At 67.7% G+C, this 24,503-nt stretch carries 15 protein-coding genes; 6 read left to right on the forward strand and 9 right to left on the reverse strand.

Annotated features, from left to right (window positions below):
* Positions 1 to 46: 46 nt before the first annotated feature.
* Both RN629_RS11905 and RN629_RS11910 read left to right on the forward strand, forming a co-directional pair.
* Positions 47 to 2,500 (forward strand): putative bifunctional diguanylate cyclase/phosphodiesterase, encoded by a 2,454-nt coding sequence (locus tag RN629_RS11905; protein ID WP_407035414.1) that lies wholly within the window; start codon positions 47 to 49, stop codon positions 2,498 to 2,500.
* A gap of 195 nt (positions 2,501 to 2,695) precedes the next feature.
* A complete protein-coding gene (locus RN629_RS11910) occupies positions 2,696 to 4,963 on the forward strand; it encodes an FdhF/YdeP family oxidoreductase (RefSeq protein WP_407035415.1) in 2,268 nt (755 codons plus the stop codon).
* Positions 4,964 to 5,058: 95 nt separating this feature from the next.
* On the opposite strand, the gene RN629_RS11915 is transcribed toward RN629_RS11910, so the two are convergent.
* The 4 genes from RN629_RS11915 to RN629_RS11930 form a co-directional block, all read right to left on the reverse strand.
* Complete coding sequence (locus tag RN629_RS11915) at positions 5,059 to 6,060, reverse strand: LacI family DNA-binding transcriptional regulator (protein ID WP_407035416.1); 1,002 nt, start codon at positions 6,058 to 6,060, stop codon at positions 5,059 to 5,061.
* A 60-nt stretch (positions 6,061 to 6,120) separates the two neighbouring features.
* Entirely contained in the window at positions 6,121 to 7,179 is a 1,059-nt protein-coding gene (locus RN629_RS11920; RefSeq protein WP_407035417.1) for an esterase-like activity of phytase family protein, read from the reverse strand.
* A 26-nt stretch (positions 7,180 to 7,205) separates the two neighbouring features.
* Positions 7,206 to 9,596, reverse strand: a complete 2,391-nt coding sequence (locus RN629_RS11925; RefSeq protein WP_407035418.1) for a TonB-dependent receptor — start codon at positions 9,594 to 9,596, stop codon at positions 7,206 to 7,208.
* A 295-nt stretch (positions 9,597 to 9,891) separates the two neighbouring features.
* Positions 9,892 to 11,877, reverse strand: coding sequence for a TonB-dependent receptor plug domain-containing protein (locus RN629_RS11930; protein ID WP_407035419.1), 1,986 nt, complete (start codon positions 11,875 to 11,877; stop codon positions 9,892 to 9,894).
* Between the two features lie 168 nt (positions 11,878 to 12,045).
* On the opposite strand from RN629_RS11930, the gene RN629_RS11935 reads away from it, so the two are divergent.
* Positions 12,046 to 12,573 (forward strand): homogentisate 1,2-dioxygenase, encoded by a 528-nt coding sequence (locus tag RN629_RS11935; RefSeq protein WP_407035420.1) that lies wholly within the window; start codon positions 12,046 to 12,048, stop codon positions 12,571 to 12,573.
* Positions 12,574 to 12,577: 4 nt separating this feature from the next.
* Positions 12,578 to 13,597 carry a cytochrome-c peroxidase gene (locus RN629_RS11940; RefSeq protein ID WP_407035421.1) on the forward strand — a complete coding sequence of 340 codons (1,020 nt, stop codon included), beginning with the start codon at positions 12,578 to 12,580 and terminating at the stop codon, positions 13,595 to 13,597.
* Positions 13,598 to 13,600: 3 nt separating this feature from the next.
* Here the strand turns inward: RN629_RS11940 and RN629_RS11945 are convergent, their stop codons facing one another.
* Entirely contained in the window at positions 13,601 to 14,014 is a 414-nt protein-coding gene (locus RN629_RS11945; RefSeq protein ID WP_407035422.1) for a winged helix-turn-helix domain-containing protein, read from the reverse strand.
* Positions 14,015 to 14,092: 78 nt separating this feature from the next.
* On the reverse strand, positions 14,093 to 15,997 hold the full coding sequence (locus tag RN629_RS11950) for a HAMP domain-containing methyl-accepting chemotaxis protein (protein WP_407035423.1): 1,905 nt from the start codon (positions 15,995 to 15,997) through the stop codon (positions 14,093 to 14,095).
* Between the two features lie 195 nt (positions 15,998 to 16,192).
* On the opposite strand from RN629_RS11950, the gene RN629_RS11955 reads away from it, so the two are divergent.
* Positions 16,193 to 17,932, forward strand: a complete 1,740-nt coding sequence (locus tag RN629_RS11955) for a chloride channel protein (protein WP_407035424.1) — start codon at positions 16,193 to 16,195, stop codon at positions 17,930 to 17,932.
* A gap of 40 nt (positions 17,933 to 17,972) precedes the next feature.
* Here RN629_RS11955 and RN629_RS11960 read toward each other — a convergent pair whose 3' ends face one another.
* Positions 17,973 to 18,953: a DUF6607 family protein gene (locus RN629_RS11960; RefSeq protein ID WP_407035425.1), complete on the reverse strand. Its 981-nt coding sequence runs from the start codon at positions 18,951 to 18,953 to the stop codon at positions 17,973 to 17,975.
* Positions 18,954 to 18,967: 14 nt separating this feature from the next.
* A complete protein-coding gene (locus RN629_RS11965; RefSeq protein WP_407035426.1) occupies positions 18,968 to 21,157 on the reverse strand; it encodes a TonB-dependent hemoglobin/transferrin/lactoferrin family receptor in 2,190 nt (729 codons plus the stop codon).
* A 130-nt stretch (positions 21,158 to 21,287) separates the two neighbouring features.
* Between RN629_RS11965 and RN629_RS11970 the strand changes: the two genes are divergently transcribed.
* The gene (locus RN629_RS11970) at positions 21,288 to 23,585 is read left to right on the forward strand and encodes a TonB-dependent receptor (RefSeq protein WP_407035427.1); all 2,298 of its coding nucleotides are present in this window, start codon (positions 21,288 to 21,290) and stop codon (positions 23,583 to 23,585) included.
* 30 nt (positions 23,586 to 23,615) lie between these two features.
* Here RN629_RS11970 and RN629_RS11975 read toward each other — a convergent pair whose 3' ends face one another.
* The gene (locus RN629_RS11975; RefSeq protein ID WP_407035434.1) at positions 23,616 to 24,281 is read right to left on the reverse strand and encodes a FadR/GntR family transcriptional regulator; all 666 of its coding nucleotides are present in this window, start codon (positions 24,279 to 24,281) and stop codon (positions 23,616 to 23,618) included.
* Positions 24,282 to 24,503: the final 222 nt, after the last annotated feature.

The raw sequence follows: 24,503 nt of genomic DNA on the forward strand, positions 1-24,503 counted from the left end.
GGCATCATATTTCAGATCATGTTGGTTCGCATTCTTCCTGGTATCGATGGGCCTGCTGCCGGGCACGGTGCGGGGGCAAAGGGTCGATCTGCGCCATGCCCTGTGCACCGCGACGCTGGCCGATGATGCGGACGATGCGGCGGTGGCCGCCGCCCGCTACCGGTGCGATGCGCAGGCTCCGACCGCGGGGCGGGACTGGCTCTGGCTGCGGCTCGATCCGTCCGGGCTGACGCCGCTCGGCCCGCATTGGAGCCTGATGGTCGACCAGACCCGGTTCGATCGCATCGCCCTGCTCGTCGCCGATCGCACGGGGCTTCACCGGTTCGACCGTGCCGCGTCCGAACTGGACGGGCATTGGGCGCCGGGTGGCCTGTTGAAATTCACCGTCGATCCGCCGGGCAGCGATATTCGCGGCCTGTATCTGGGCTTTCGCCGGATCGACGACCTGTCGCTGATGCGCAAGGTGGTGGCGGTCCCGGGAACGAACATGGCGTCGGACGATGTCCGGTGGTTGCTGCTGATGGGGGTGTTCGCGGGCACCTTGCTGTCCGCGCTGCTCTACAATGTGGTCATCCATACCGGGCGGCGCCACGCGTTCCAGCGCTGGTATGTCCTGTGGGTCGGGGTGTCCTTCGCCTATGGGCTGGTGTGGACCAACACCGCCGCCTTCGTCGTGCCTGGACTGGTCGGGCCGACCGCCGTGCGGCTCGACTTCGTGCTGGTCGGCCTGTTGATCGCGGCGGGCAATATGTTCCTGTTCACGGTGATCGAGGACGGCGTGCTGCCGCGCGGCTTCATCCTGGCGGGGCGCGTGCTGGCCGTCCTGGGCGCGGTACTGGGCTTCGTGGCGGCGGCGGACCAGTGGCTGCCCGCCGTGCTGACCGACCGGCTGCTCAACTATGTCATCACCATCACCTCCATCCTGATGGCGATGACCTGTATCGTCGCGGTGCGGCGGGGCAGCCGGGTGATCTGGTTCTACATGGCCGGATGGAGCCTGGCGATCATCGTCTTCCTCGCACGGGTCGCGCGCAACCTGGGGTTCGTGCGGCAGCATGACGTGGTGGACATGGCGACCTTCGCCGCGCTGGCGTTCGAGGCGTTGATCCTGTCGCTGGCCATCGCCGACCGATTTCGCGGCATCCGCCAGGAATTGTACCGCGCGGGCCAGCGGCGTGAGATCGATCAGGCCGAGGCAAAGGCGCTGCGGCAGGCGGCGCATACCGATTTCCTGACCGGGCTCGGCAATCGCGCGGCGTTTCAGGAATGGACGCATGACCTGATCGAGGCGGATACGAGCTTCAGCCTGTTCCTGATCGATGTCGATTATCTGAAGGACGTCAACGACCGGCTGGGCCATGCCGGTGGCGACATGCTGTTGCGCCGGGTCGGGTCGGCGCTGTCCGGCGCGCTGGACTCTTTCCCGGACGTTCGCATCGCCCGGATCGGGGGCGACGAATTCGCCATTCTCTGCCCCTGCGCGCCGTCCGACGAAGCGGGGCTGGCCGAGGCGATGAGCGCGTTGCAGGGCGAGGCGTGGCATCCGACCGATCCGAACGGCGCGCTGTCGCTCAGCATCGGCTGCGCGCGTTTTCCCGAAGATGCGGGGATGCCCGACCTGCTGTACCAGAATGCCGATCTGGCGCTCTATACCGCCAAGCGGTTGGGCCGGGCGCGCTATACCCGTTATGATTCGCTGCAACGCAGCCTGCGCGATCTTCAGCTCGAACTCACCGCCGATGCCGAGGAGGCGTTGCAACGCGGCGAGTTCCTGCTTCATCTGCAACCCATCGTCTCGCTGGCGACCCTGGCGGTGACCGGGCATGAAGCGCTGCTGCGCTGGTATCATCCGCGCCACGGGCTGATGGCGCCCGGCCGCTTTGCCGAGGTGCTGGTGGCCGAACGGATCGGACCGCGCATCCAGGAGCATGTGCTGGACCTGGCGCTGCGCGAATTATGTTCCGAGGGCGAGCGGCTGGGCGTGGTGGCGGTCAATTTCACCGCCGCGCAACTGGTGGGGCCGCGCGCCGCGCGCCAGGTGCTGGACCGGCTGGCGCATCATGGCGTGGACCCCCGGCGGCTGTGCGTCGAGGTGACCGAGGGCGTGATGCTGGACCGCGCGGCCGACAGCATCCTGGCCAATCTGCGCACGCTGCACGACGCCGGGGTGTGCATCGCGCTCGACGATTTCGGCACGGGCTATGCCTCGCTGGTGCATCTGCGCCGCCTGCCGGTCGACCGGCTCAAGATCGACGGGTCCTTCGTCGCGGGGCTGGACCAGGGTGACGAAGGGTCGATCGCGATCGTCCGTGCCATTGTCGGCCTGGGCGGTGGCCTGGGCAAGGTCGTCGTCGCCGAGGGGATCGAGACGGAGGCGCAGGCCGAGGCGCTGCGCGCGCTGGGCTGCGACCTGGGGCAGGGATATCTATTTGGTCGCCCCCGGCCGAGCCGGTATCTGGCGCGCGATTCCGTGCCGGCAACCGACGCGGCCCCGGACTGATCCCCCCGGACTGATCCCCATCGCGTTCGCCGCGACATGGGCCGAATCGACGCGGCGGCCGATATTTTGAGGCGATTTCCCGATCCCCGGCGTTCAGACGCTTGTCCCACGGGCGAAGACCGCAATGTCGGTCGAAATCAAATGCCTGACGGGTCGATGGATGGGATGTTTTGAGGCACAGGGGAGTGGTGGATCATGGCCGACGAGACCCTTCGCTACAAGCCCTATGACCATCCTGCAGGCGGCTGGGGGGCCGCGGCGGCGACCGCGAAAGTCCTGCTTGAGCAAAGCGTCGTCACCAAGGGCTCGCGCGCGCTGCTGTCCATGAACCAGCCCGGCGGTTTCAAATGCCCGAGCTGCGCTTTTCCCGATTCCGGTTGCAAGAAGACGCTGGAATTCTGTGAGAATGGCGCGAAGGCGCTGGCCCATGAAGCGACCAGGTTCCGGGTGACGCGCGATTTCTTCGCCCGGCATACGGTCGGCGCGCTGATGGAGAAATCCGACTATTGGCTGGAAATGCAGGGCCGGCTGACCGAGCCGATGCGCTATGACAGCGCCAGCGACAAATATGTCCCCTGTTCATGGGACGACGCCTTCGCGCTGATCGGCCAGCATCTGTCGGCGCTCGACAGTCCGCATGAGGCGGAATTCTACACCTCGGGCCGCACGCCGAACGAGGCGGCGTTCCTCTATTCCATCATGGTCCGCCAGTTCGGCACCAACAATTTCCCCGACTGTTCGAACATGTGTCACGAACCGACCAGCCGCGGCCTGCCGCCGGCGATCGGGGTGGGGAAGGGCACGGTGGTGCTCGAGGATTTCGAGCATGCCGAGGCGATCTTCGTCATCGGCCAGAATACCGGCACCAACTCGCCGCGCATGATGACCAACCTGGTCGAGGCGCGCAAACGCGGCGTGCCGATCGTCGCGGTCAATCCGATGCCCGAGCGGGCGCTCATCAAGTTCACCGAGCCGCAGGACATCGTCCAGATGGCGACCTTCGGCTCGACGCCGATCGCCAGCGAATTCGTGCACATCCGGATCGGTGGCGACCTCGCGCTCATCAAGGGCATGATGAAGGTGATGTTCGAGCGCGAGGCGAAGGGCGAGACGATCCTCGATCACGCGTTCCTCGCCGAGCATACGGCGGGGATGGAGGCGGTCCGCGACGAGGTGATGACCCTCGACTGGGCCGACCTTGTCGCGCATTCGGGGATCGAGGAAGCGCAGATCCGGCGCTGCGCGGAGATCTACATCCGCTCAAGGGCCAGCATCATCTGCTACGGCATGGGCCTGACCCAGCATCAACGGGGGTCCCAATTGCTGCAGCAGGTCGCGAACCTGCTTCTCCTGAAGGGCAATTTCGGCAAGCCCGGCGCGGGGATCTCGCCCATTCGCGGCCATTCCAACGTGCAGGGCGACCGGACGGTCGGCATCGATGAAAAGCCGAGCCAGCATTATCTCGATCGGGTGCGCGACGTCTTCGGCTTCGAGCCGCCGCGCGCGCACGGCCATCACACCGTCGAATCGGTGGAGGCGATGCTCGACGGGACGGCCAAGGTGTTCATCGGCATGGGCGGCAATTTCGTGCGCGCCGTGCCGGATACCGACATCGCCTATGCGGCGATGCGCAAGCTGGCGCTGACCGTGGGCATCGCCACCAAATTGAATCGGGGCCATCTCGTCCATGGCCGGGATGCGCTCATCCTGCCGGTGGTCGCGCGCTCCGAACGGATCGAGACCTCGGCGGGCGAGCAGTTCGTGACGATCGAGGATTCGATGTCGAACGTCACGCCGTCGCGCGGCGTGCTGCCGCCCGCGAGCGAGCATCTGAAGCCCGAGGTCGAGATCGTCTGCCGCATGGCGATGGCCGCGCTGCCGGAAAGCCGGATCCCGTGGGAATCCTATATCCACGATTACGACCTGATCCGCGACAAGATCGCGGAGGTCTATCCCGATATCTATGAAGGCTTTGCGGACCGGATCAAGGACCCCAAGGGCTTCCACCTGGACATCGCGCCGCGGCGGCGCGTCTGGCCGACCCCCAATGGCAAGGCGAATTTCCTGCTGCTGCCCGGCCTCGACGTCAACACGCCGGTCGACGATCCCGCGATGCTGAGGCTGGCGACGGTGCGGTCGCACGATCAGTTCAATACCACGATCTACAGCTATAACGATCGGTATCGCGGCGTTTACAATGATCGCATGGTCCTGTTCATGAACAGGGAGGACCGGATCGCGCGCGGCCTTGAGGAGCGGTCGAAGGTCGCGCTCGAGACGATCAGCGGCGATGGTGTCCAGCGGCGTGTCGATGCGCTCACCATCATCGACTATCCGATGCCGCGCGGGGCGATCGCCGGATATTATCCCGAACTCAACCCGCTGCTGCCGCTCGATTATTATGATCGCGTCAGCGGCACGCCGGCGGCCAAGTCCATTCCGGTGCGTGTCGTGGCGGCCTGATCCATCCGGGGCAGGGCACGTTCGCCGCGAGCCCTGTCCCCGCCGCGCCAGCGCGATGCCCATGACCCGGATGGCAATGCGGCGCGGCCTTGTGCCTATGCCCGCAGGTCCGTGACGGACGCCCGGCGGATCACCGTCGTGCCAAGGACCGTTTTGACCGTGTCACGATCCTTGCCGCCGATCCGGGCGACGAGGGTGGACACGGCGTTCCGGGCGATCTCCTCGATCGGCAGTTCGATCGTGGTGAGCGGCGGCTGGGTGAGACCGGCAAGATCGATATCGTCGAAGCCGATGATCGAAAGTTCGCGCGGCACGACCATCCCCTGGTCCTGGACATGGCGCATCGCCCCGATCGCGATGAGATCGGCGGCCGCGAAAATGGCGGTTGCCCGCCGCGCGGCCAACGCCGCCTTGACGCCCGGTTCCAGGTCCGTGGAGAAAGCGTTTTCGAGGTTGAAGACGATCTCGCCGCGCCCGGCAAAGATGCTTTCGACCCCGGCGCAGCGGTCGCGCATGGCCGTGATGTCGAGGGGCCCCGCGATGATGCCGATACGCCGGTGGCCATGGTCCCAGAGATACTGCCCCGCCATCCGGCCGGCGGCGACATAGTCGATCGTGACGGTATCATAGCCGGGAATGGCCCGGTCGAGCACGACGGTCGGGATATTTGCGAGGACGCCGGCCGATGTGTCCTTGTCCCGGATCGAGAACCAGACGACCCCATCCACGCGCAGGCCCGCCGCCGTCGCCAGCGCCTCGGCCTCCAGCGCCTCCGAGCCCTCGGTGTTCATCATATAGATCTGATAGCCCGCCCCGCGTGCCTCGCGGAACACGGCCTGGACGAGCGCGGCGAAGAACGGATTCCCCAGATCGGGAATGATGAGCGCCAGCATCCCCGAACGGCCCGCCTTCATCGCCCTGGCATTCAGGTTGAGCCGAAACCCGATCCGCTTGGCGACGTCCAGAATATGCGCGCGGGTCTTGGGGCCGACCGAGCCGGTGCCGTTGATCGCATAGGATGCGCTGGTCAGCGAAACCCCCGCTTCCCGGGCCAGATCCTTCAACGTCGCTGCCTTGGGTCTGCTGGTGTCGTTCACATGTCGCTCGTCTTGACGGTCGGCCGCCGGGTTAGGTTCGCCAGCCGGACCTGCCAAGATCTATCGGCGCGGGGAAAGCGTCTCCGGCAGCGCGACGAGCATGAGCCGGCTGGCGGTGCCGTCGGCAAAATTATTGTCGTTGGCGAGCAGCAGCCAGCGCCCACGTCGCCCCGGCCACCAGCCCATCGCCTCCAGATTGCCCGACCCTTCCGGCATCAACCGGTCGAAGTCGATCAGCAGCCGCTTTGTCGCGATGCCATCGGACCCGTCCGGCAATCCCGATGCGGTGACGTCGCGTGCATGGCGAAAATCCGCGAGGTAAAGGCGGCAATGGAAGGCGAACCGGCCATCGCCCTGCTGTTCGCCCGACCGCTCCAGAACCAGCAGCCGGGTGTCGCCGACCGCCAGGATGTCGCTGACGCCATTGTCGGCCAGTCGCCCCGGCCGCTGGTGGATGATCGGATCGATCGGATAGCCATATTGCCGTGGCGGCGTGCCCCGTTGGAACCGGGCGAAGCGGACGACGGCCGACCGCGTTGCCGTCGACGGCGGACCGTCATGCAGCAGCGGCCCTTCCATTGCGGCCCAGACGGGGCCATCCGGGGCGTAGCTCAACCCCTCGATCGTCCTGTTCGGGCGGCCATCGTCGCGCAGCGGCGGGGGGAGCCGCATGATCGCGCGGGTGCGGCCGTGGCGATCGCCGATCCGCAAGGCCGGGCCGAAGCCGTCGCGGGCATCGCCCTCACTCGCCCAGAGGATGTGCCGGCCATCGGGGGCGAACCGGATCGCTTCGCCGTCCACGGCCTCCCTGCCCGTGCCCGGTGGAGGGAAGGGGCGACCGGCGCTATCCCGCAGGATGACCGGCGCCATGCCGCGCAGCGTCAGGCCCGACCGGGGATCGAAGGAAAGGCGCAAGCTGTAGAGACGGGCCGCGCCATGGTCCGATTTGTCGTCGCTGATGAGCAGCCACGCGTCGCGGCGTCGATCGTGGTCCAGTCCCGAAATCCCGCCGACGGCGCTCCCCGCCATGCGCGTCGGCAGGTCGATCGCAGCGAGTATCCGGCCCTGTTGCGAAGGCGCGGCGGAGGCGCCGACGAGCGACAGGCTCGCCAGCGCCACGGCCATCATCCCGTGTCGTCGCACGATCAGAACCGGACGCGGAACGAGGCCGTGACCGTGCGTGGTGCGCCGAGGAAATAGCGCCCCAGCGACCGGCCCGGCAAACCCGGCTCCGTCGCGGTCGCCGTCGCGCTGCTCACCGCCGCGATATAGCCCTTGTCGAACAGGTTATCGACGTTGAGCTGAATCACCGCGTCGCGCAGGGCGCCGAGCGGCGGCAACGCGTAGCGCGCCGACAGCCCGACGAGCGTATAGCCGGGAATCCGTTCGATCGCGACCTCGCGCAAGCTGGTCGGCGCGATGATGTCGCCGCCGACACGGCTGCTGATATATTTGACGTTGCCCTGCACGCGGACACCGGCAAAGGGCTTCAACCCGATCTCGCCATAGACGCTGTGCCGTGGATCATCGCGCACATCGCTGCCCGCGATGATCCCGACCGAGGCGAGGTTGAGCCGGTCCCGCGATCCCGCCACCGCATCGTCATAGCGGGCGCGCTGGTAGGAATAGGTGGCGTAGAGGTCGACCCATGGATAGGTCGCAAGGCCGGTCAGTTCCAGGCCATCGGTGGTCTGGCCCAGGATCGTGGCCGCGCGGGTGGCGACGTTCCCGCGCTGGATGTCGACGGGATCGGTCACGGTCGGATCATTGGGGACGATGCCGACCCCGTTCTTCAGATGCACATGGAAGCCCTGGACCGAAAAGGCATAATGGGCCGCGGTGTAGCGCAGGCCCGCATCGAAATTGACCGACTGGAGCGGCTTGAGGTCGCCGGGCTGGATGACGGCGGTCGACCCGAGAAAGGCGTCCTCCGGGATGCCGGAGAAGTTGCGCGCATAGCCGCCGAAGATCTCGACATGATCGACGGGCTTGAGGCTCAGCGCCACCTTGGGCTGGACCGGCGCATTCTGCCGGAAGTCGAGCCGCGCCGCATATTCCAGCGGCGACCGCGCCTTGTAGCGGATCGTGTACCATGTCAGGCCCGCGTCGAGCCGCAGCATGTCGGGAATGATCTCGATCGAATCCTGTCCGTACAGCTCCAGCGTCGTGATCGATGTCGAGCGATCGTACAGCACATAGGATGGTCGCCCCCGCTGCCAGGCCAGGTCGGTCGTCGAGGGGATGATGGGATAGAAGTTGCGCGTCTCGCTCGACGTGCCGCCATCATACCACAGGCCCGCGCGGATCGTGTTGCGGGGCAGGAGGTCCTGCACCCTGACCTCCGCCGTCGTGCCGTACCGCTCTCGCTTGCGGGGGGTCACGCGCATGTCGGCGGGACCGCCGAAGACATTGGGGTTCGACAGGGTCGAAAGCGCCGGTCGAACGGCCCCGCCCGCCGCATTATAGCCCAGCACGGCGGCCGGGTCGTTGCCCGCGAGCTGACGATGGCGGTTCTGATAGCTGGTCGAATAGCCATCCAGCGTCTGGTAATAGGGATTGACGCTGATCGTCACATGCTCGCCCGCCACCAGCCGGGCGTTGAGATAGGCCAGGAGGTCGCGTCGTGCCCCGCCGAACGTACCCCCATAATTGAGGTCCTGCCGGGGAATGCCCGTCAGCGTGTCGTTCAGATTGTCGCTTTTCGGATTGGCCAGGAATTGCGGCAGCGTGACGATGTTGAAGTCATTGTCGAACTGGCTGTTGTACGACACCCGCGCCTTCAGGAACGAGCCGTTGGCGAAGGTCTTCACGGCCTTGACCTCGCCATGATCGCGATAGGAGCGCCGCGCCTTCGGGCCAGCCCAGATCGCGTTATACTGGTGTGAGTAGCTGCCATATATCGCGATGCCGCCCGGCAGGTCGCCGGTATCGACCCGCACATATTGCCGCGTGAAATTGTCGTTGCCGAGTCCGCCTTCCACCGTGACCGCGCTTTTCCTGGCGGGGTCGTCGGTGCGGAAATCGATGAACCCGCCCAGTGCGAAGCGCGACGGCGCGCCGATGTCGCCCGCGCTTTGCGACACGACGATGCCGCCGATGTTGCTGGAATCGATGAAGCGCTGCGGCGGCGAGCCGCCATTGAACCGCGCATCGCCCGTGGGCACGCCGTCCAGCGTCAGGCCGACCTGCTCCTTGTTCAGCCCGCGCAGGAACAACTCGAACGAGAAGGAGCCGCCGCGCGCATCGCCGGTCGAAACCTTGACGCCCGGCACCTTGGCGAGGCTCTGGGTCACGTCCGCGCCGAACGGCCGATCCTCGATATCCTGGCGGTCGAGCGCGAATGTCGCGCGCGCCTTGCCCGCGCCCAGACGGCGCCCGGTCACGACGATGTCGGTGTCGCCGGGGGATGGTGCCGCTCGCGCTGTGGCATCGTCGCTGCTGCCCTGTTGCGCCATGGCCGGCATCGCCGTCCCCGCCAGAAGAGCGGCCGTGCCGACACCCACCACGGCTGCTCGCGATCGTTTCCTCAAATACATGTTGCCACCCCTTTTTCCGATTCGGGGGCGTCATCGCAGAGGGATGTGACGAGTTAGTGAAACGTTTCACTAAACCTGTGAACGAATACCGCGCCCGGCATGACGGCTTGCCATGGCGCCTGCCGCGATCAAGCGCGTGCAGGTCGCCCCGGAGCGTGTCGTCGTTGTCATTGCGTTCTGTCGTCGCGACCTGTTTGGGCGGGGCGGGGCGGGGCGGGGCCAGCCGGATCGCTCCGCCGGTCCTTGCCACCCAGAGGCGGTTGGGAGCCCCCGCCCTCCGATCCCAGGCTTCTTCTCAATATTTCGCGCGGAGACTGGCGAAGAGGCTGCGGCCGGGTTCGGGGAAGCCATCGGCCAGCATATAGTTGTCGTCGAACAGGTTGCGCGCGCCGACGCCGATCTCGACACCATCGACCAGCCGGTAGTCGATGCGCAGATTCGCCTGCACATAGCTGCCGGTGCGGAAATAGCGGGTACCGGCGGTGTTCACCGTCCAGCGGTCCGAGGCGATGTCGACATTGGGCACGACGTTCAGCCGCGCGAGCGGCGACCAGTCGACCCAGGCGAAGGCCTTGTGCGTCGGCACGCCGGTCGGCTGGAACGCCGCATTGGTCGGGTCGTCGAGGTCGCGATGGGTCCAGCTATAGTTGGCGCCGAGGTTGAGCGTCCGGCCGAGCTGGGCGTTGAGCGCGATTTCCGCGCCATAATAGTCGCCCTTGCCCAGGTTGCGGCTCTGCGTCACCGATTGCCCGTTGAAGAGGATCGGGAAGGCGACGATCACATCGCTCAGGTGCGAATAGAAGGCCGCGCCGTCGACCGACAGGATGCCGAACCGCCGCGACCCGCCGATTTCGTAATTGGTGGCGCGCTCCGCCTTCAGGTCCGGGCTGGACGTCGCGCCGCCGAAGCGCGAGCTGAAACGCTCGAAGATGGTCGGGAAGCGGGCGCGCGATGAGACGCTGGCGTGGAGGCTGGTGTCGGGGGCAGGGGTCCAGACGAGCTGGCCCTGACCATTGAACGCGCTGGCATTGCGGATCGGATAGCTGAACAGCCGGGCAGCGCCACCGCCGGGCGGCGTGCCATAGTCCTCCGCCTTTTTGAGGTCGCGCCAGTCGAAGCTGACGCCGGTGACGAACGACAAGGCGGGGGACAGGGCCAGCCGGTTTTCGGCGGCGAGGCTGTAGGTGTCCTCGATATTGGTCTGCCGGGGCTCGGTGAAGCCGCTGGGGAATATCTGCTGCCATTCGACATGCTTGTCGCGTCGATAATGCGCGGCGAGGCTGAGCCGGTCCGCGCTGGTCAGGTCGACGTCGAGCTGCGCCGAGCCGCCCCATGCCTTGTCGGCATAATAGCTGTTGAAGGCGCGGCCGCGCGTCTGCGTCGTCTGGGTCCTGTCGTCGAACGCGCGCAGCAGATTGTCGAAGCTGTTGTAATAGGCGCGTGCCTTCAGTGTCGCCCGGTCGCCCAGCGCGGTGGTCGACAGGAAATAGACGCTCTCCAGGTTCCAATAGGGCCAGGACCAGTTGCGTTGCAGGCTGGTGTCGGTGACGTGGAGCGGCGCGTTCTTCGAACCTTCCTGCCGCGTGTAGCTGACCGAATATTCGTCGGTGGCGTTGGGGGTGAAGCCGACCTTGGCATTGACGCGCCAGTCCTCGGTCCGGCTGAAATCGCGCCGGCCGCCCTTTTGCTGCGATGTCGCGGTCGGGGTGTAGCCGCCGGCCAGATCCCAATGATCCTGGAAGGTCCGGGTATAGCTGCCCTGCGCGTACCACTGGTCCTGTCGCGTTCCGAGCAGGGTGAAGACGTTATAGCCCGTATAGTCCGCGTCGCGACCCAGGTTCAGCGTCGCGCGCGCCTCGCCCTCGATCGCCCGGGTCGGCTTGCGGGTGACGAGGTTGACCGCGCCGCCCATCGCGCCGGGCCCGTCCAGAACCGAGGCATAGCCCTTGGCGACCTGCACCTCGGCGACATCGGGGGTGAGGAAGCGACCATAATCGAGCCGATTGTCTGCGGGCAGATAGACGCGGATGCCATCGAGCGAGAGCGGCACCTGAAACCGATCGAATCCCCGCACGAAGATCAGCCGCTCGTTGCGCGAGCCGCCGCTGTTCGAGGACGATACGCCGGGCATGAGGTTGACGGCCTCGTCCAGCGTGTTGCGGTTGAATGTGTAGATCGCGTCGGACGACAAGGTCGTCTGCCCGATGGCGACGCCCTCGGTCCGCGGCGCGGTGACGATGATCTGGCCGAGCGTGAAGGCGTTGTCATCGGTTTTGGCCATGGTGTCGGCCGTTTGCGCATGGGCCGGAGAATGGCCCACGATCATGGTCGTGACGGCAAGCATCGGCAAAAGTCGCATTCCTGTCCCCCCGTGGCGAGTGCCGGCATTGTGCTTCGGCGACTCGCTATATATGGTGATATATAGCAGTTGGTCGGGAGGAACAGTGGGATGCGTCACGCTCTTGTTGCAGCATGGGCCGGGATCCTGGCGATCGCGCCGGCGTCCGCCATCCACGCGCAGCAGCCGGGCCCGGCTTGCCCGGCCGGTGCCACGACCTTGCCACCCGAACTGGGCGGATGGGCGGCGCGCCGCCCGGTCCGGGCGGCTGGCAACGCCTCGGGTCTCGGGGCCGCGACCCTTGTCATCGGTTCGGCGGTGGATGCCACGCTCCAGCCGACCGGCCGGGTCGCCTATGTGATCCGGCCCGAAAAGCCGGGCGGCTCGGTCAGCCATGGCGGGCTGTTCAGCTTCAGGATCGAACGCGCCGGGACCTATCGTGTCGCGCTCGGCTCGGGGGCGTGGATCGACATCCTCCGGGGCAGGACGATGGTGGCATCGACCGCTCATGGCCATGGTCCCGATTGCTCGGGCATCCGCAAGATGGTCGATTTCCCGCTCACGCCGGGCCGGTACACGCTCCAGATCGCGGCGAACGCGACGCCCGATATCGCGCTGATGGTCGCCCGGCTGCCCTGAGGCGATGCGGCGGACCCTCTGCGGAGCCCTGACGGTCGCGGCCGCCATGCTGATGGCGGCCGCCGCCCATCCGCCGCAATGGCGCTGGCATCTGCCGACGGGGATCGCACCACCCCCGGTGCCGCCCGACAACCCGATGACCATCGCCAAGGTCGAACTCGGGCGGCGGCTATTCTACGACGCGGACCTCTCGATCGACGGCACCATGTCCTGCGGGAGCTGTCACACGCAGAAGCACGGCTTTGCCGACGACAACCGCACCCGGCCCGGCGTCCATGGCGATCCCGGTCGCCGTAACGTTCCCGGCCTCGCGAATATCGGCTATGCGACGCCCCTGACCTGGGCCGACCCGCGCCTGACGCGCCTGGAGACGCAGGCGATGGTGCCGATCATCGGCGAGCATCCGATCGAGATGGGCATGAAGGGCCGGGAGGCCGAGATCGGTCGGCGGCTCGGCCGGGATGCCTGTTATGGCCAGATGTTCCGCGCCGCCTTTCCCGAGAGGGGCGGGGCGATCGACCTGTCCACGGTGTCGAAAGCGCTCGCGGCCTTTCAGCGCACGATGATCGCGTTCGACACCCCCTTTGATCGCGTCCGTCGGGGGCGGGCGGACGCGATGACGCCAGCGGCGAAACGCGGGGCGGCGCTGTTCTTCGGACGTGCCGATTGCGCGAGCTGTCATGGCGGCGCGACCCTGTCCGACCATCGCTTCCACGCGATCGAAGCGCCGGCGCGCGGAACCGACCGGGGCCTGGCGGACGTGACGGGGCTCGCCGCCGACGATGGCAGGTTCCGCACGCCCAGCCTGCGGACCATAGCCCTGACCGCGCCCTATATGCATGATGGCGAAAGCCCGACCTTGCCCGATGCCATTCGCCGCCATCGCAACGTCCCGTCCGTCGCAACGCTCTCGACCACCGACATGGCCGATCTGGAGGCGTTTCTTGGGGCGCTGACCGATCGCGGCTTTATCGCAGACCGGCGTTTCGCGCGTCCGACAAAGGCGTGCGGCAAGACGCTTTGAGGTTCAGTCGGTCGCTGCCGTCGCCCGTGGCGCGCGCGGTGCTTCCCCCGTCTCTCTGGGCGTGTTCAGCAGCAGCGCGGTGAGCGCGTCGAGACCGCCTTCGGCCGCCGCCTTTGCAAGCTGCCGCTCAAGCGACCTGTACGCCTCGAGCACCGTCCGGCCGCAGGCGGTCAGCCGCGCCCCTTTCGACGGTCCGCCGCCGCTGGTCGTCTCGACCAGCTTTTCCTTCCACGATCGGTTCATGGTGTCGACCAGCATCCAGGTCCGGCGATAGCTCATTCCCAACGCGCGGCCCGCCGCCGAGATCGAGCCTTCGCGGCCGATCGCTTCCAGCAATTGCGCCTTGCCCGGACCGATCGCGGGCTCATCCCCGCAGAAGAGCTGGACCTTGAGTTTCAGCGCGTCCGTCCTGACCATCGCCGATCTTTACGCCCGCCATCCGCGCGGCACCAACGGAAAGATCGCGATCGGCGATCGTGCGCCCGTGCCGCACGCTCAGAATTCGGTCCAGTCGTCGTCGGCCGGTGCGCGATGGCTCTGGGCCCCGCCGGTCGACCGGGTTGCGATCGGACGGGGTGCGGCCGGGCGGGGGGCATGCGCGGCGATGCGGGGGGCGGAGGCCGCGACCCGATCCTGCAGCGCATGCACGGGGGAGGCGGGGGCAGGGGAGGTTAGGACGGGGGCGGTGACCGCCTCGCCAATGTCGAACCGGGTGATCTGGCGCGCCAGGCTGTCGGCCTCCGAGGCCAGGCTGCGGGCGGCGGCGGTGGCTTCCTCGACCATCGCCGCGTTCTGCTGGGTCACGCCGTCCATCTCGTTGACCGCCATGTTGACCTGCTGCAACCCCGCCGACTGTTGTTCGGCGGCCGAGGCGATGTCGCCGACCAGCCCGCTGATCTCGACGATACGCTCGATGATGCCGGTCAGCGCGGTGCCGGTCTCGCCGACCAGCCGCACGCCCTGCGCGACCTGTTCGGTCGAGGCGCCGATCCGTTCCTTCACGTCCTTGGCGGCATCGGCCGAACGCTGGGCCAGCGCACGCACCTCGCTCGCCACCACGGCAAAGCCCTTGCCCGCATCGCCCGCCCGCGCCGCCTCGACGCCCGCGTTCAGCGCCAGCAGGTTGGTCTGGAAGGCGATGCCGTCGATGACGCCGATAATGTCCGAGATTTCGTTGGAGCGCCGCTCGATCCCGCCCATCGCGGTCACTGCCTCGCGCACGATGCCGCCCGATTGCTCGGCCAGTTCGCGCGCGCTGCGCACCACCGCATTGGTGCTGGCCGTGCGATCGGCGTTGGCGCGCATCGTCGCGGTGATCTCCTCCATTGCGGAGGCGGTTTCCTCCAGGCTGGCGGCCTGCTGCTCGGTGCGCTGCGACAGGTCGTCGGAGGCGATGCGGATTTCGCGCGCGCCGCCATTGATGCCGGTGACCGCGGCCGAAACCTGCGCCAGCGTGGTCTGCAACGCCTCGGCCGCGCTGTTGAAATCGGCCTTCAGCTTGGCGAAGGGGCCGGTCAGCTCGTCCGTGACCCGCGTGGTCAGGCGGCCCTCGGCCAGTTCGGACAGGCCGCGCCCGATGCTGTCGACGATCAGCGCGGTCTGCTCGGTCTTGGCCCGCTCGGCAAAGGCGAGCTGGTCGCGGAACCGGGCCATGGCCTGCGCCAGCATCCCCACTTCGTCGCGGCGATCGGCATCGGGCACCGCGACATTCATGTTGCCCGCCGCCAGTTCGCCCATCGCCTCGGTCATCGTAGTCAACGGGTTCGCGATCTGGCGGATCAACAGGACCAGCAGCGCGACGGCCAGCGCGCAGGTGCCGAGGATCATCGCCACCGTGATCCAGCGCCCGGCGGTGGCCAGGTCCTGCGACTCGCCATGCGCCGCGTCGATCGCGGCGCTATAGGCATCCTCGGCGCGACCCAGCGCGGCGCGCTGCGCGTCATAATCCCCGGCCTCGCGCAGTGCGCTGGCCTGCGCCGCCTCGGTCTCGTTGCGCGCGGAAAAGGCGATGGTCTGCGGGATGTGCGCGGCATAGCGGTGCCGGGCGGCGGTGAAATCCGCCATCGCGGTGCGCGCGGCGGGATCCTGCTCCATCGAACCGATGGTGGCCAGCGACCGATCGATCGAGGCGGCGGCGTCGCGCATCGTCTTTTCATGCGTCACCATCGCCTCGGGCGCGGTGGTGACGATATGCGTCATCTCTTCGGCGCGCAGATGCGAGGTCTGGGTGTCGACGATATGGGTCAGCTTCTGCAGCCGCGCCAGCCGCGCGGCGATGTCCTTCGTGCCGTTGCTCAGGACATTCTGATTATAGATCGACAGGCCACCGACCACCAGCAGGACCATCAACAACGTGGCGAAACACGCGATCAGCTTGGAACTGATCCGTAGATTCTTCATCGCTCACTCCCAACAGAATACGCCGTTCGGGCGCGGCCCGGTCCGCGCGTTCGCGCCGGATTACCAGCGGGGGGTTAAGAAAGGCCTTTACCGGCCAGCGCGGGCACGGATGTTGAAGGGGGTGCAGGCAGGGGCAGGGGCAGGGGCAGGGGAAAGGCTGGCCGAGCGCCGCTTTTGCGGACATAGCATGGTGCCGTGTCCATCCTTCGCCTTGCCTATGCCTGGGTCCGTCGCAAAGTCCGCGCCAGCGAGGTCGCGCTCGTCCTGCTGGCGATTCCCATCGGGGCGGGGGCCGGGCTGCTCAGCGTCGTGCAGGGCGCGATCGCGCGGACGCTCCAGCATGTCCTGTTCCCGCTGGGGGCGGACCAGCGCCTGAGCGCGATGGCCGCGATCGCCCCCTGGGCGCTGTTGGCGTTGCCCCTGGGCGGGGCGATGCTGGCGCTGTTTTCCTGGGCGACGCGCGCGCGCGGGCGACACATGGTCGACGCGGTGGAGGCCAATGCGCTGCATGGCGGGCGCATGTCCCTGTCCGACAGCCTGGTCATTTCGGGTCAGACGATCCTGTCCAACGGCTTCGGCGCGTCCGTCGGGCTGGAGGCCGCCTATGCGCAGATGGGCGCGGTGCTGGCCTCGATCGCGGGCGGCTGGCTGCGGCTGCGGCGCGGCGATCTGCGCGTGCTGGTGGGGGCGGGGGCCGGGGCGGCGATCGCGGGGGCGTTCGGCGCGCCGCTGGCCGGGGCCTTCTATGCCTTTGAGATCGTGATCGGCGCCTATACGCCCGCCGCGATCGCGCCGGTGGCCGCCGCGGCGCTGACCGGGGTGCTGGTCGCGCAGATGCTGGGCGCGCAGCCCTATCTGGTCAACGCGGTCGCGGGCGAGCCGGTGCTGACCCATCATTATCTGCTCTATGCCGGGCTTGGCGCGCTGGCTGCGATCCTCGGCATCGTGCTGATGCGCGGGGTGGCCGAGACCGAGGCGCTGGCGCGGCGCCTGCCGGTGCGCGCGGCGTGGCGGCCGGTGATCGGCGGGCTGCTGCTGATCCCGCTGGCCTGGCTCAGCCCGCAGGTGCTGTCGGCGGGGCATGGCGCGCTGCATCTCGACCTGGAATATGGCCTGCCGCTCGGCTTTCTGGCGGCGATCTTCATCGTCAAGAGCGCGGCGTCGGCGGTGTCGCTGGGCTTCGGCTTTCGCGGCGGCCTGTTCTTCGCCTCGCTGTTTCTGGGCAGCCTGCTGGGCCATATCTATGCCGGGCTGGTCGCGCTGGTCGCGGGCACGGCGGTCATCGATCCGCAAAATGCCGGGCTGGTCGGCATGGCGGCCTTTGCCGTGGCGGTGGTCGGCGGGCCGATGACGATGGCGATGCTGGTGCTGGAGGCGACGCACGACTTCTCGCTGGCGGGAGCGACCATCGCCGCCTCGCTGGTCACGACCACCATCGTGCGCGAGACGTTCGGCTATTCCTTCTCGACCTGGCGGCTTCATCTGCGCGGCGAGACGATCAAGAGCGCGCGCGATGTCGGCTGGATGCGCAGCCTGACCGCCGGGCGGATGATGCGGCGGATCGAGCGCGCGACGCCCGCGCAGACGAGCATCGCCGAATTCCGCCGCGCCTTTCCGCTGGGCTCGACCAGTCGCGTGGTGCTGGCCGATGGGCAGGGCCGCTATGCCGGGATCGTGCAGACCGCGCGGGCCTATGCCGACGGGCTCGATCCGGCCGAGCCGATCGGGACGCTCGCCGTGCACCGCGACCATGTCCTGGCCCCCGAGGCCGACGTCAAGGCGGTGATGAGCGCGCTCGACTTGGCGGGCGCGGATGAGCTGGCGGTGGTCGGGCCGGACCAGCAGGTGCTGGGGCTGGTGTCCGAACCCTTTGTCCAACGCCGCTATGCCGAGGAACTCGACAAGGCGCAGCGCGCGCTGTTCGGCGAGCATTAGCGGGGCGCGCCCCCGCCAATGCCCCCGCCGGTCGATGACCTCAGCCGATCGTCGCGGTGTTGCGGTCGATCAGCGTCCTCGCCTCGGCGACCCCGGCCGCCTCGGTCGTCTTGCCCGCCGCGATCGCGTCGGCGATGGAAAGCAGGCGGCCGCTGATGACGGTGCCGGTATCGGCCTTTTCGGGGATCGCGATGCCGCCCTTGGTGTCGGCGACCCGGCTCCAGGCGGCGCGCACCGCCGCCCAATAGTCCCTGGTCCTGGCCCAATAGGTGTCGGCCGCCTTCACGTCATAGCGGTCGAAGCGTTCATAGGTGTTGAGCACCGATTCCTGGACGATCGGCACGAGCTTGCCGTCCTTCAGCGCCATCTTCATATTGTCCTGCCAGTGGATCCAGCCGGTCGGCGTCGGCTGGTGCCGGTTGATCGCGTAATAGCGGTCATAGACCGGATGGCGCACGGCATCGCGGCGCGCCAGTGGCCGCCAGGTCCAGTTGGAGCGCCAGCGGCGCACGCCGCCCTGCGTCTCGAACCGGCCCCATCCAGCATAGCGCGGGCTGTCGTCCACCTGATAGACGGTCTGCGACCAGCGCCCGGCGCGCATCGCCTCGGGCACCGCCTCCCACACCCATTTGCCCTGGCCCGCATAGACCAGCACGCGGCTGGGCTGATAATCCCAGTCCTGCCGCCAATGCTTGATGACCATCGTCTTGCCATGGTCGTCGACCACCAGCAGATGTTGCAGGACGATATGGTCGGGCTGGTCCTCGATCACGCGGACGACCTCGTGCCCGCCGGAGATCTTGCGGTCGAGCGGGACATAGCCGCTCTGCCACGCGGTGGTTTCCTGCATGTCGAAACGCACCTTGTAATTGCCCGCCATCGCCAGGATCTCGGCCCGGTCGGCGGCCTTGGCGGCCAGCGCCTCGGCTGGGCTCTGCCGGAGCGGACCATCGGCCAGCGCGGGGGCGGGGGCCAGGGCGAGCAGCGCGAGCGCAACGGTGTGCATCATGCGGGTCTTCATCGGAGTCCTCCCTGTCAGAAACGGAGCGTGAGCGAGGCGCTGGCGTTGCGGCCAGGCTGGGTGAAGGCGAGGGGCGGCACATCGGCGGCCCCGGCGGGCAGCGGGCGCGGCACGCCCAGGCCGCGCACGTCGGACCACCAGGCATAGGTGGCGTTGGTCAGGTTGAAGACGCCCGCGCGCAGCGTCAGCGCGTCGGTCAGCCGGGCGAAGACGGTGGCGTCGAGGATGGTGAAGGCGGCGGGGCGAAAGCAGGTGGTGCTGCACACGCCGTTCGTGTCCGACGCCGTCTTGCGTGCGCTATGGGTCATCACGACCTGTCCGCCGAAGCGGCCCGCGCCCGGTTCGCGCCAGCCCAGTCCCATCACCAGCTTGAACGGATCGACCGTCGCCAGCGGATGGCGGGTGCCGTCCGGCGCGATCTGGTCGCCCTCGGAATAGGACATGGCGAGCGAGCCGGTCAGCCCATGGCCCGCCCGCGCCTCGAACCGGGCCTCGGCGCCCTTCACCTTGGCGCGGTCCAGGTTGATGAACTGATAGATGGCCGGGTTGGTGGGGGTGAAGCCGCCGCTCACCACCTCCTGGCTGATGAAATCGTGATAGTCGGCGCGGAAGACGCTGGCCGACAGGTCGATCGCGTCGCTGTTCACCCGCAGCCCCGCCTCGACCGCCTCGCTGGTTTCGGGGCGCAGGCCGGGATTGGGGACGGAGGTGTAGCCGGAGGCCAGGTTGGAGAAGAACTGGTTGATCTGCCCCGGCTCGGGCGCGCGGAAACCACGCGCATAGCTGGCGAAGACGCGAAGCGCGGGGGCGAGCGTGACGACCGCGCCGATGCGTGGGCTCACCCGGTCGGCCGATTGGCGCGCGCTGCTGAATTGCGGCAGCAGCGGATCGCGGTCGGGCGACAGGCGATACCAGTCATAGCGCAGCGCGGGATGCAGCGTGACCGGGCCGATGCCGATCTCATCGCCGACAAAGGCGCCCGCGAGCGTGAAATCGGTCTGGGGGAAGGCGCGGGTCGGGAAACGTTCGCCATAGGGCGGGACGGTGCCGTCGCGCAGCCCGCGCTGGCGCAGCACGCTGACATCCGCGCCGGTGACCAGACGATGGGTGACCGGGCCGGTGGCAAAGCGCAGCCGGGCCTCGGCCGATGCGCCATAGACCCGGTTTTCCAGCGTGTTGAGCCGCGTCCGGTCGGGCAGGGTGCGGCGATCCTCGGCGCTGAACTGCCGGTTCTCGGCATTCTGGATGTAGATGGCCGCGCGCGCGAATTCGACCAGCCCGCTGCCCTGCAGGCTCCAGTCGAGCCCGGCGCGCCAGCGCTGTCCCGTATCGCGCGCGTTCAGCCCGGCGACGCTGGTGTTGATCCCGGTCAGCACATCGGTGACGACGCGATTGTCCAGATACTCGCCCGTCGCGCGCAGCCGTTGCCCGGGCGCGACGTCCCAGACCAGCTTGCCCAGCAGCGCATTGGCATGGCCGTCCTGCGGATTGGGGGCCGAGCGGGTGACGCCCGTGCCGCCGACATCGCCGCGATTTTTCAATTCGGAAAAGTCGCGCCGCGTATAGGCCAGCATCGCCGACACCGCGCCGGTCTTCCCCGCGACTACGCCCGACTGGGTGAACTCCTCATCGGCCGAATTATACTGGGTGCGCAGCGACCCGCCGACGGTCCGGTCGCCCAGAATGTCGACCGGATCGCTGGTCGTGAAGCTGACCGCGCCCGCCAGCCCGTCGCTGCCATACAGCGCCGAGGCGGGGCCGCGCAGGAACTCGACCGACTTGATGAGGCCGATATCGACATAATCGCCGCGCCCGACATCCTGCGCGCCGAAGCTGAAGCCATAGGGGACGCGCACGCCATCGACCTGGATCAGCACGCGATTGCCGCCGATGCCGCGCACGACAAAGCCCTCATTCCCTGCGCGGCCGGTCGATCCGAACGCGGCGCCGAACCGGGTGGGCGCGCGGCGGACACTGATGCCGGGTTCGAAACGCACCAGATCCTTGATGTCGGTCGCCATTTCGTCGGCGATCTGGTCGGCGCGTTTGATCGAAACGGTGACGGGCGCGTCCTGCACCGCGATCGGCGTCCGCGTGGCGGTGACCACCACGTCCCGCTGGTCGACCGCGGCGGCCCCGGCTCCCGCAGTTGCGCCCTCCGCTGCCGCGGCCAGCGCGGCGATCGCCGCAAGCGTCATGAGCATGTGAAACCCCCGAGTCCTGATAATCAATAGCATTAGCGGTTATGGCGCGGAGGTTGGCGGTGCAAGGACAATATGCTATTGATTATCATTAAATCATGGATTAGCGCCCGGGCGCAAAAAGGGGGCCATGATGAAACTGATCGCTTATCTGCTCTGCACCGGCGCGCTGGTCGCCGCGAATCCGGGTCTCGCCCAGCAATCGCCGGCCGCCGGGCAGGAACCGCAACCCGACGATATCATCGTCACCGGGGAAAAATCGAACCGCACGCTGCAGGAGACTCCGACCAGCGTCGCGGTTACGACCCCCGAGCGCATCCGGCAGGAAAACATCCTGACGATCCAGGATGTCTATAACCGTACCGCCAATGTCTCGGAGACCTATGGGTCCGCCGGCTTCACCATTCGCGGCATCAACAACCAGGGGGTGGGGACCGGCGGCACGGCGGACACCGCGACGGTCTATGTCGATGGCGCGCCGATCCCGCGTCAGGCGCTGTTCGGTGGTCCCACCGACCTGTGGGACATCCAGCAGGTCGAAGTCCTGCGCGGGCCGCAATCGACCATCCAGGGGCTGAACGCGCTGGCCGGGGCGATCGTGCTGACGACCCGCGACGCGTCGGTCACCGACTACAGCGCCGATGGCCGCATCCTGTGGACCGATCACAACGACCGCACCTTCTCGGTCGCGGCGGGCGGCCCGCTGATCCGCGACGAACTGGGGATTCGCCTGTCGGCGGAGCGGCGCGCCGATCGCGGCATCATCCGCAACGTCACGCGTGGCGGCTATGACGACAGCCTGCGCACGCTCAACCTTCGCGGCAAGCTCCACTGGACGCCGGCGGCGCTGCCCGGCCTTGACGTGAAGGCCAGCTATAACCGCGTCCGGCGCGACGGGGGCTATCTCTACGAATATACCAATCTCGACACGCCGGATTTCTACCACCATCGCCAGGCCACCGGCGGCCAGCTCAGTCGTGGCTATATCCGCTCCGACATCGCGGCGCTGAACATCGGCTACGACATCAGCTCGCGCCTGCGCCTGTCGAGCGTCACCTCGTTCAACCGCGTCACGACGCTGGCGCAGATCGATGCGGATGGCACGCCGGTCGATTCGCAATATATCAACAATGACAGCCGCTATCGGACCTGGACCCAGGAACTCCGGCTCAATTACGATGGCGAACGGGTCAGCGGCGTGCTCGGGGCCTGGGCCTATCGGCGCTCGGGCGGGCTCGACTCCAGAAGCCGGGTGGACATCGCCACGCCCGTCAGCACCATCGCCGGACTGTTGCAGCGCGGCGGCTTCCCGGCCGCGGCGGCGAGCCAGATCGCGACGGCCTATACCGCCGCGCTACCCCAGATTCCGGTTCGCTATGCCGGCGTCCAGCCGATGCTCATCCGCAACGCTGCGCTGTTCGGCGACGGCCGCTTTCGGTTGACCGATCGCCTCTCGCTGCTCGCGGGTTTCCGCTACGATCACGAGGATAACCGGTACGGGGCGGAGACGATCGCGGCCTTCAACGGCACGCTGCCGGACCCGGCGGCGTTCGGCGCGGCTGGCACCCCGCTCAACCTGGCGGTGACCGCGATCAACCGCGGTGTGCTCGGCCTTGTCGCGCAGGCGGCATCGGCGCGGGCCAGCGCCGACCGCAGCTTCGACGCCTTCCTGCCAAAGGCGGGTGTCAGCATGGACTGGACCCCGGACCTGACCACCGCCTTCACCGTGCAGCGCGCCTATCGTTCGGGCGGATCGAGCCAGAACCCGGCCCGTGCGACGCTGGTCGCCTATGATCCCGAATATAGCTGGAACTATGAAGGGTCGCTGCGCTCGCGCTGGCTGGACGGCCGGCTCACGGTCAATGCCAACATCTTCTATGTCGACTGGAAGCAACAGCAGGCGACCGCCTATTTCGGCCTCAACGCCTATGACTACAGCATCGTGAACGCGGGCAAGTCGCATCTCTATGGCGGCGAACTGGAGGTGCAGGGGCGCCTCAGCCGCCAGGTCGATGCCTATGTTTCGGCCGGTTATGTCCGGACCAAATATGATCGCTTCGACCTTCCCAACGGTGCGACGAGCACCCTCAAGCTGGCCGGATCGCAATTCCCCTATGCGCCGCTCTGGACCCTGGCCGGCGGGATCAACGGACGGTTCGGCGCGATCCGGGGCAACCTCAACGCCAATTATCGCAGCGGCGTCTTCACCGATGTCGGCACATTGCAGAGCCGGTACCGCGTGTCCGGCCGCACGGTGGTGAATGCGCGCATCGGTTATGATGGCGGGGCGTGGACGGTGTTCGCCTTCGCGCGGAACCTGCTCGACGAGAAATACCTCCAGTACCGCGCGCCCGACGGCACGCGCGGCGGCCAGCGCGGCATTGTCGGCGATCCGCAGACCTTCGGTGCCGGCCTGGAATTCCATCTGTAACTGTCCCGCCCCGCGCCCCGACCTCCGGCTTCAGGGTTGGGGCGCGCAGGTTCCGATCAGCGTCAGCACGTCGCCGATCAGGTTGCGCATGGCCGCGCGCGCGCGGTCGGGCGCGCGATCGGCGATGGCGTCGGCGACCGCGGCATGGTCGGCGATATTGGCGGTATGCCCCTTGATCCGGTTGGTGAAGCGGATCGAACTGCGCAGCGCGGTGGCGACGACCGAGCGCAACTGGCCATAAAAGGGATTGCCCGAGGCCTGCAGGATCGCGACATGGAACATGATGTCGGCTTCCAGCGGATCGCCATCGCCCAGCGCCGTCGCCTCCATCCGCGCCAGGCCCGCGCGGATCGCGGCCAGATCCGCCTCGCCATGCTGGACCGCGGCCAGCGCCGCCGCCTCGGGTTCGATCGCGATGCGCAGCTCGTTGAACTGGCGCAGCAACTCGACCGAGAATTTGCGGTCGAGCAGCCAGCGCAGCACATCGGCATCGAACAGGTTCCAGCAGGAGGCGGGCTGTACCGCCGTTCCCTGGCGCGGGCGGGCGCTGACCAGCCCCTTGGCGGTCAGCATCTTGACCGCCTCGCGCGTGACCGAGCGGCTGACGCCATGCGCCTTGGAAATCTCCGCCTCGGTCGGGAAGCGTCGCGTCTCGTAGCGGCCGGTGACGATCGCCTTGCCCAGCGTGTCGAGCATGCCGCTGGTCAGATTGGGGCTGGCGGTGCGCGCGGCCCCTATCTCCCAGTCGATGTCGCCGATGCCCGTGGCCTTGGTCCGCTCGCCCATCATCCACCGCCCGAATTTATCAGATATCGCAGTCCCCTTTGGCGGGCCGCGATCGCGTGAGCGGCACCCGTCCTGTCGGGCGCTGCCGGGCGATACCGTAGATGACAACAGGATCATGTGACAAGCCGAGCG

Origin of the sequence: Facivitalis istanbulensis, assembly GCF_040560405.1 — a bacterium.
Lineage (GTDB): Bacteria > Pseudomonadota > Alphaproteobacteria > Sphingomonadales > Sphingomonadaceae > Sphingomonas > Sphingomonas istanbulensis.

What these genes read in the sequence shown, in the direction of transcription:
- RN629_RS11945 (WP_407035422.1), bottom strand. Translation starts at nt 14,014, where the DNA reads ATGGTCAGGACGGACGCGCTGAAACTCAAGGTCCAGCTCTTCTGCGGG.
- RN629_RS11965 (WP_407035426.1), bottom strand. Translation starts at nt 21,157, where the DNA reads ATGCTCATGACGCTTGCGGCGATCGCCGCGCTGGCCGCGGCAGCGGAG.
- RN629_RS11925 (WP_407035418.1), bottom strand. Translation starts at nt 9,596, where the DNA reads ATGTATTTGAGGAAACGATCGCGAGCAGCCGTGGTGGGTGTCGGCACG.
- RN629_RS11905 (WP_407035414.1), top strand. Translation starts at nt 47, where the DNA reads ATGGGCCTGCTGCCGGGCACGGTGCGGGGGCAAAGGGTCGATCTGCGC.
- RN629_RS11975 (WP_407035434.1), bottom strand. Translation starts at nt 24,281, where the DNA reads ATGCTCGACACGCTGGGCAAGGCGATCGTCACCGGCCGCTACGAGACG.
- RN629_RS11910 (WP_407035415.1), top strand. Translation starts at nt 2,696, where the DNA reads ATGGCCGACGAGACCCTTCGCTACAAGCCCTATGACCATCCTGCAGGC.
- RN629_RS11940 (WP_407035421.1), top strand. Translation starts at nt 12,578, where the DNA reads ATGCGGCGGACCCTCTGCGGAGCCCTGACGGTCGCGGCCGCCATGCTG.
- RN629_RS11970 (WP_407035427.1), top strand. Translation starts at nt 21,288, where the DNA reads ATGAAACTGATCGCTTATCTGCTCTGCACCGGCGCGCTGGTCGCCGCG.
- RN629_RS11960 (WP_407035425.1), bottom strand. Translation starts at nt 18,953, where the DNA reads ATGAAGACCCGCATGATGCACACCGTTGCGCTCGCGCTGCTCGCCCTG.
- RN629_RS11930 (WP_407035419.1), bottom strand. Translation starts at nt 11,877, where the DNA reads ATGGCCAAAACCGATGACAACGCCTTCACGCTCGGCCAGATCATCGTC.
- RN629_RS11950 (WP_407035423.1), bottom strand. Translation starts at nt 15,997, where the DNA reads ATGAAGAATCTACGGATCAGTTCCAAGCTGATCGCGTGTTTCGCCACG.
- RN629_RS11935 (WP_407035420.1), top strand. Translation starts at nt 12,046, where the DNA reads ATGCGTCACGCTCTTGTTGCAGCATGGGCCGGGATCCTGGCGATCGCG.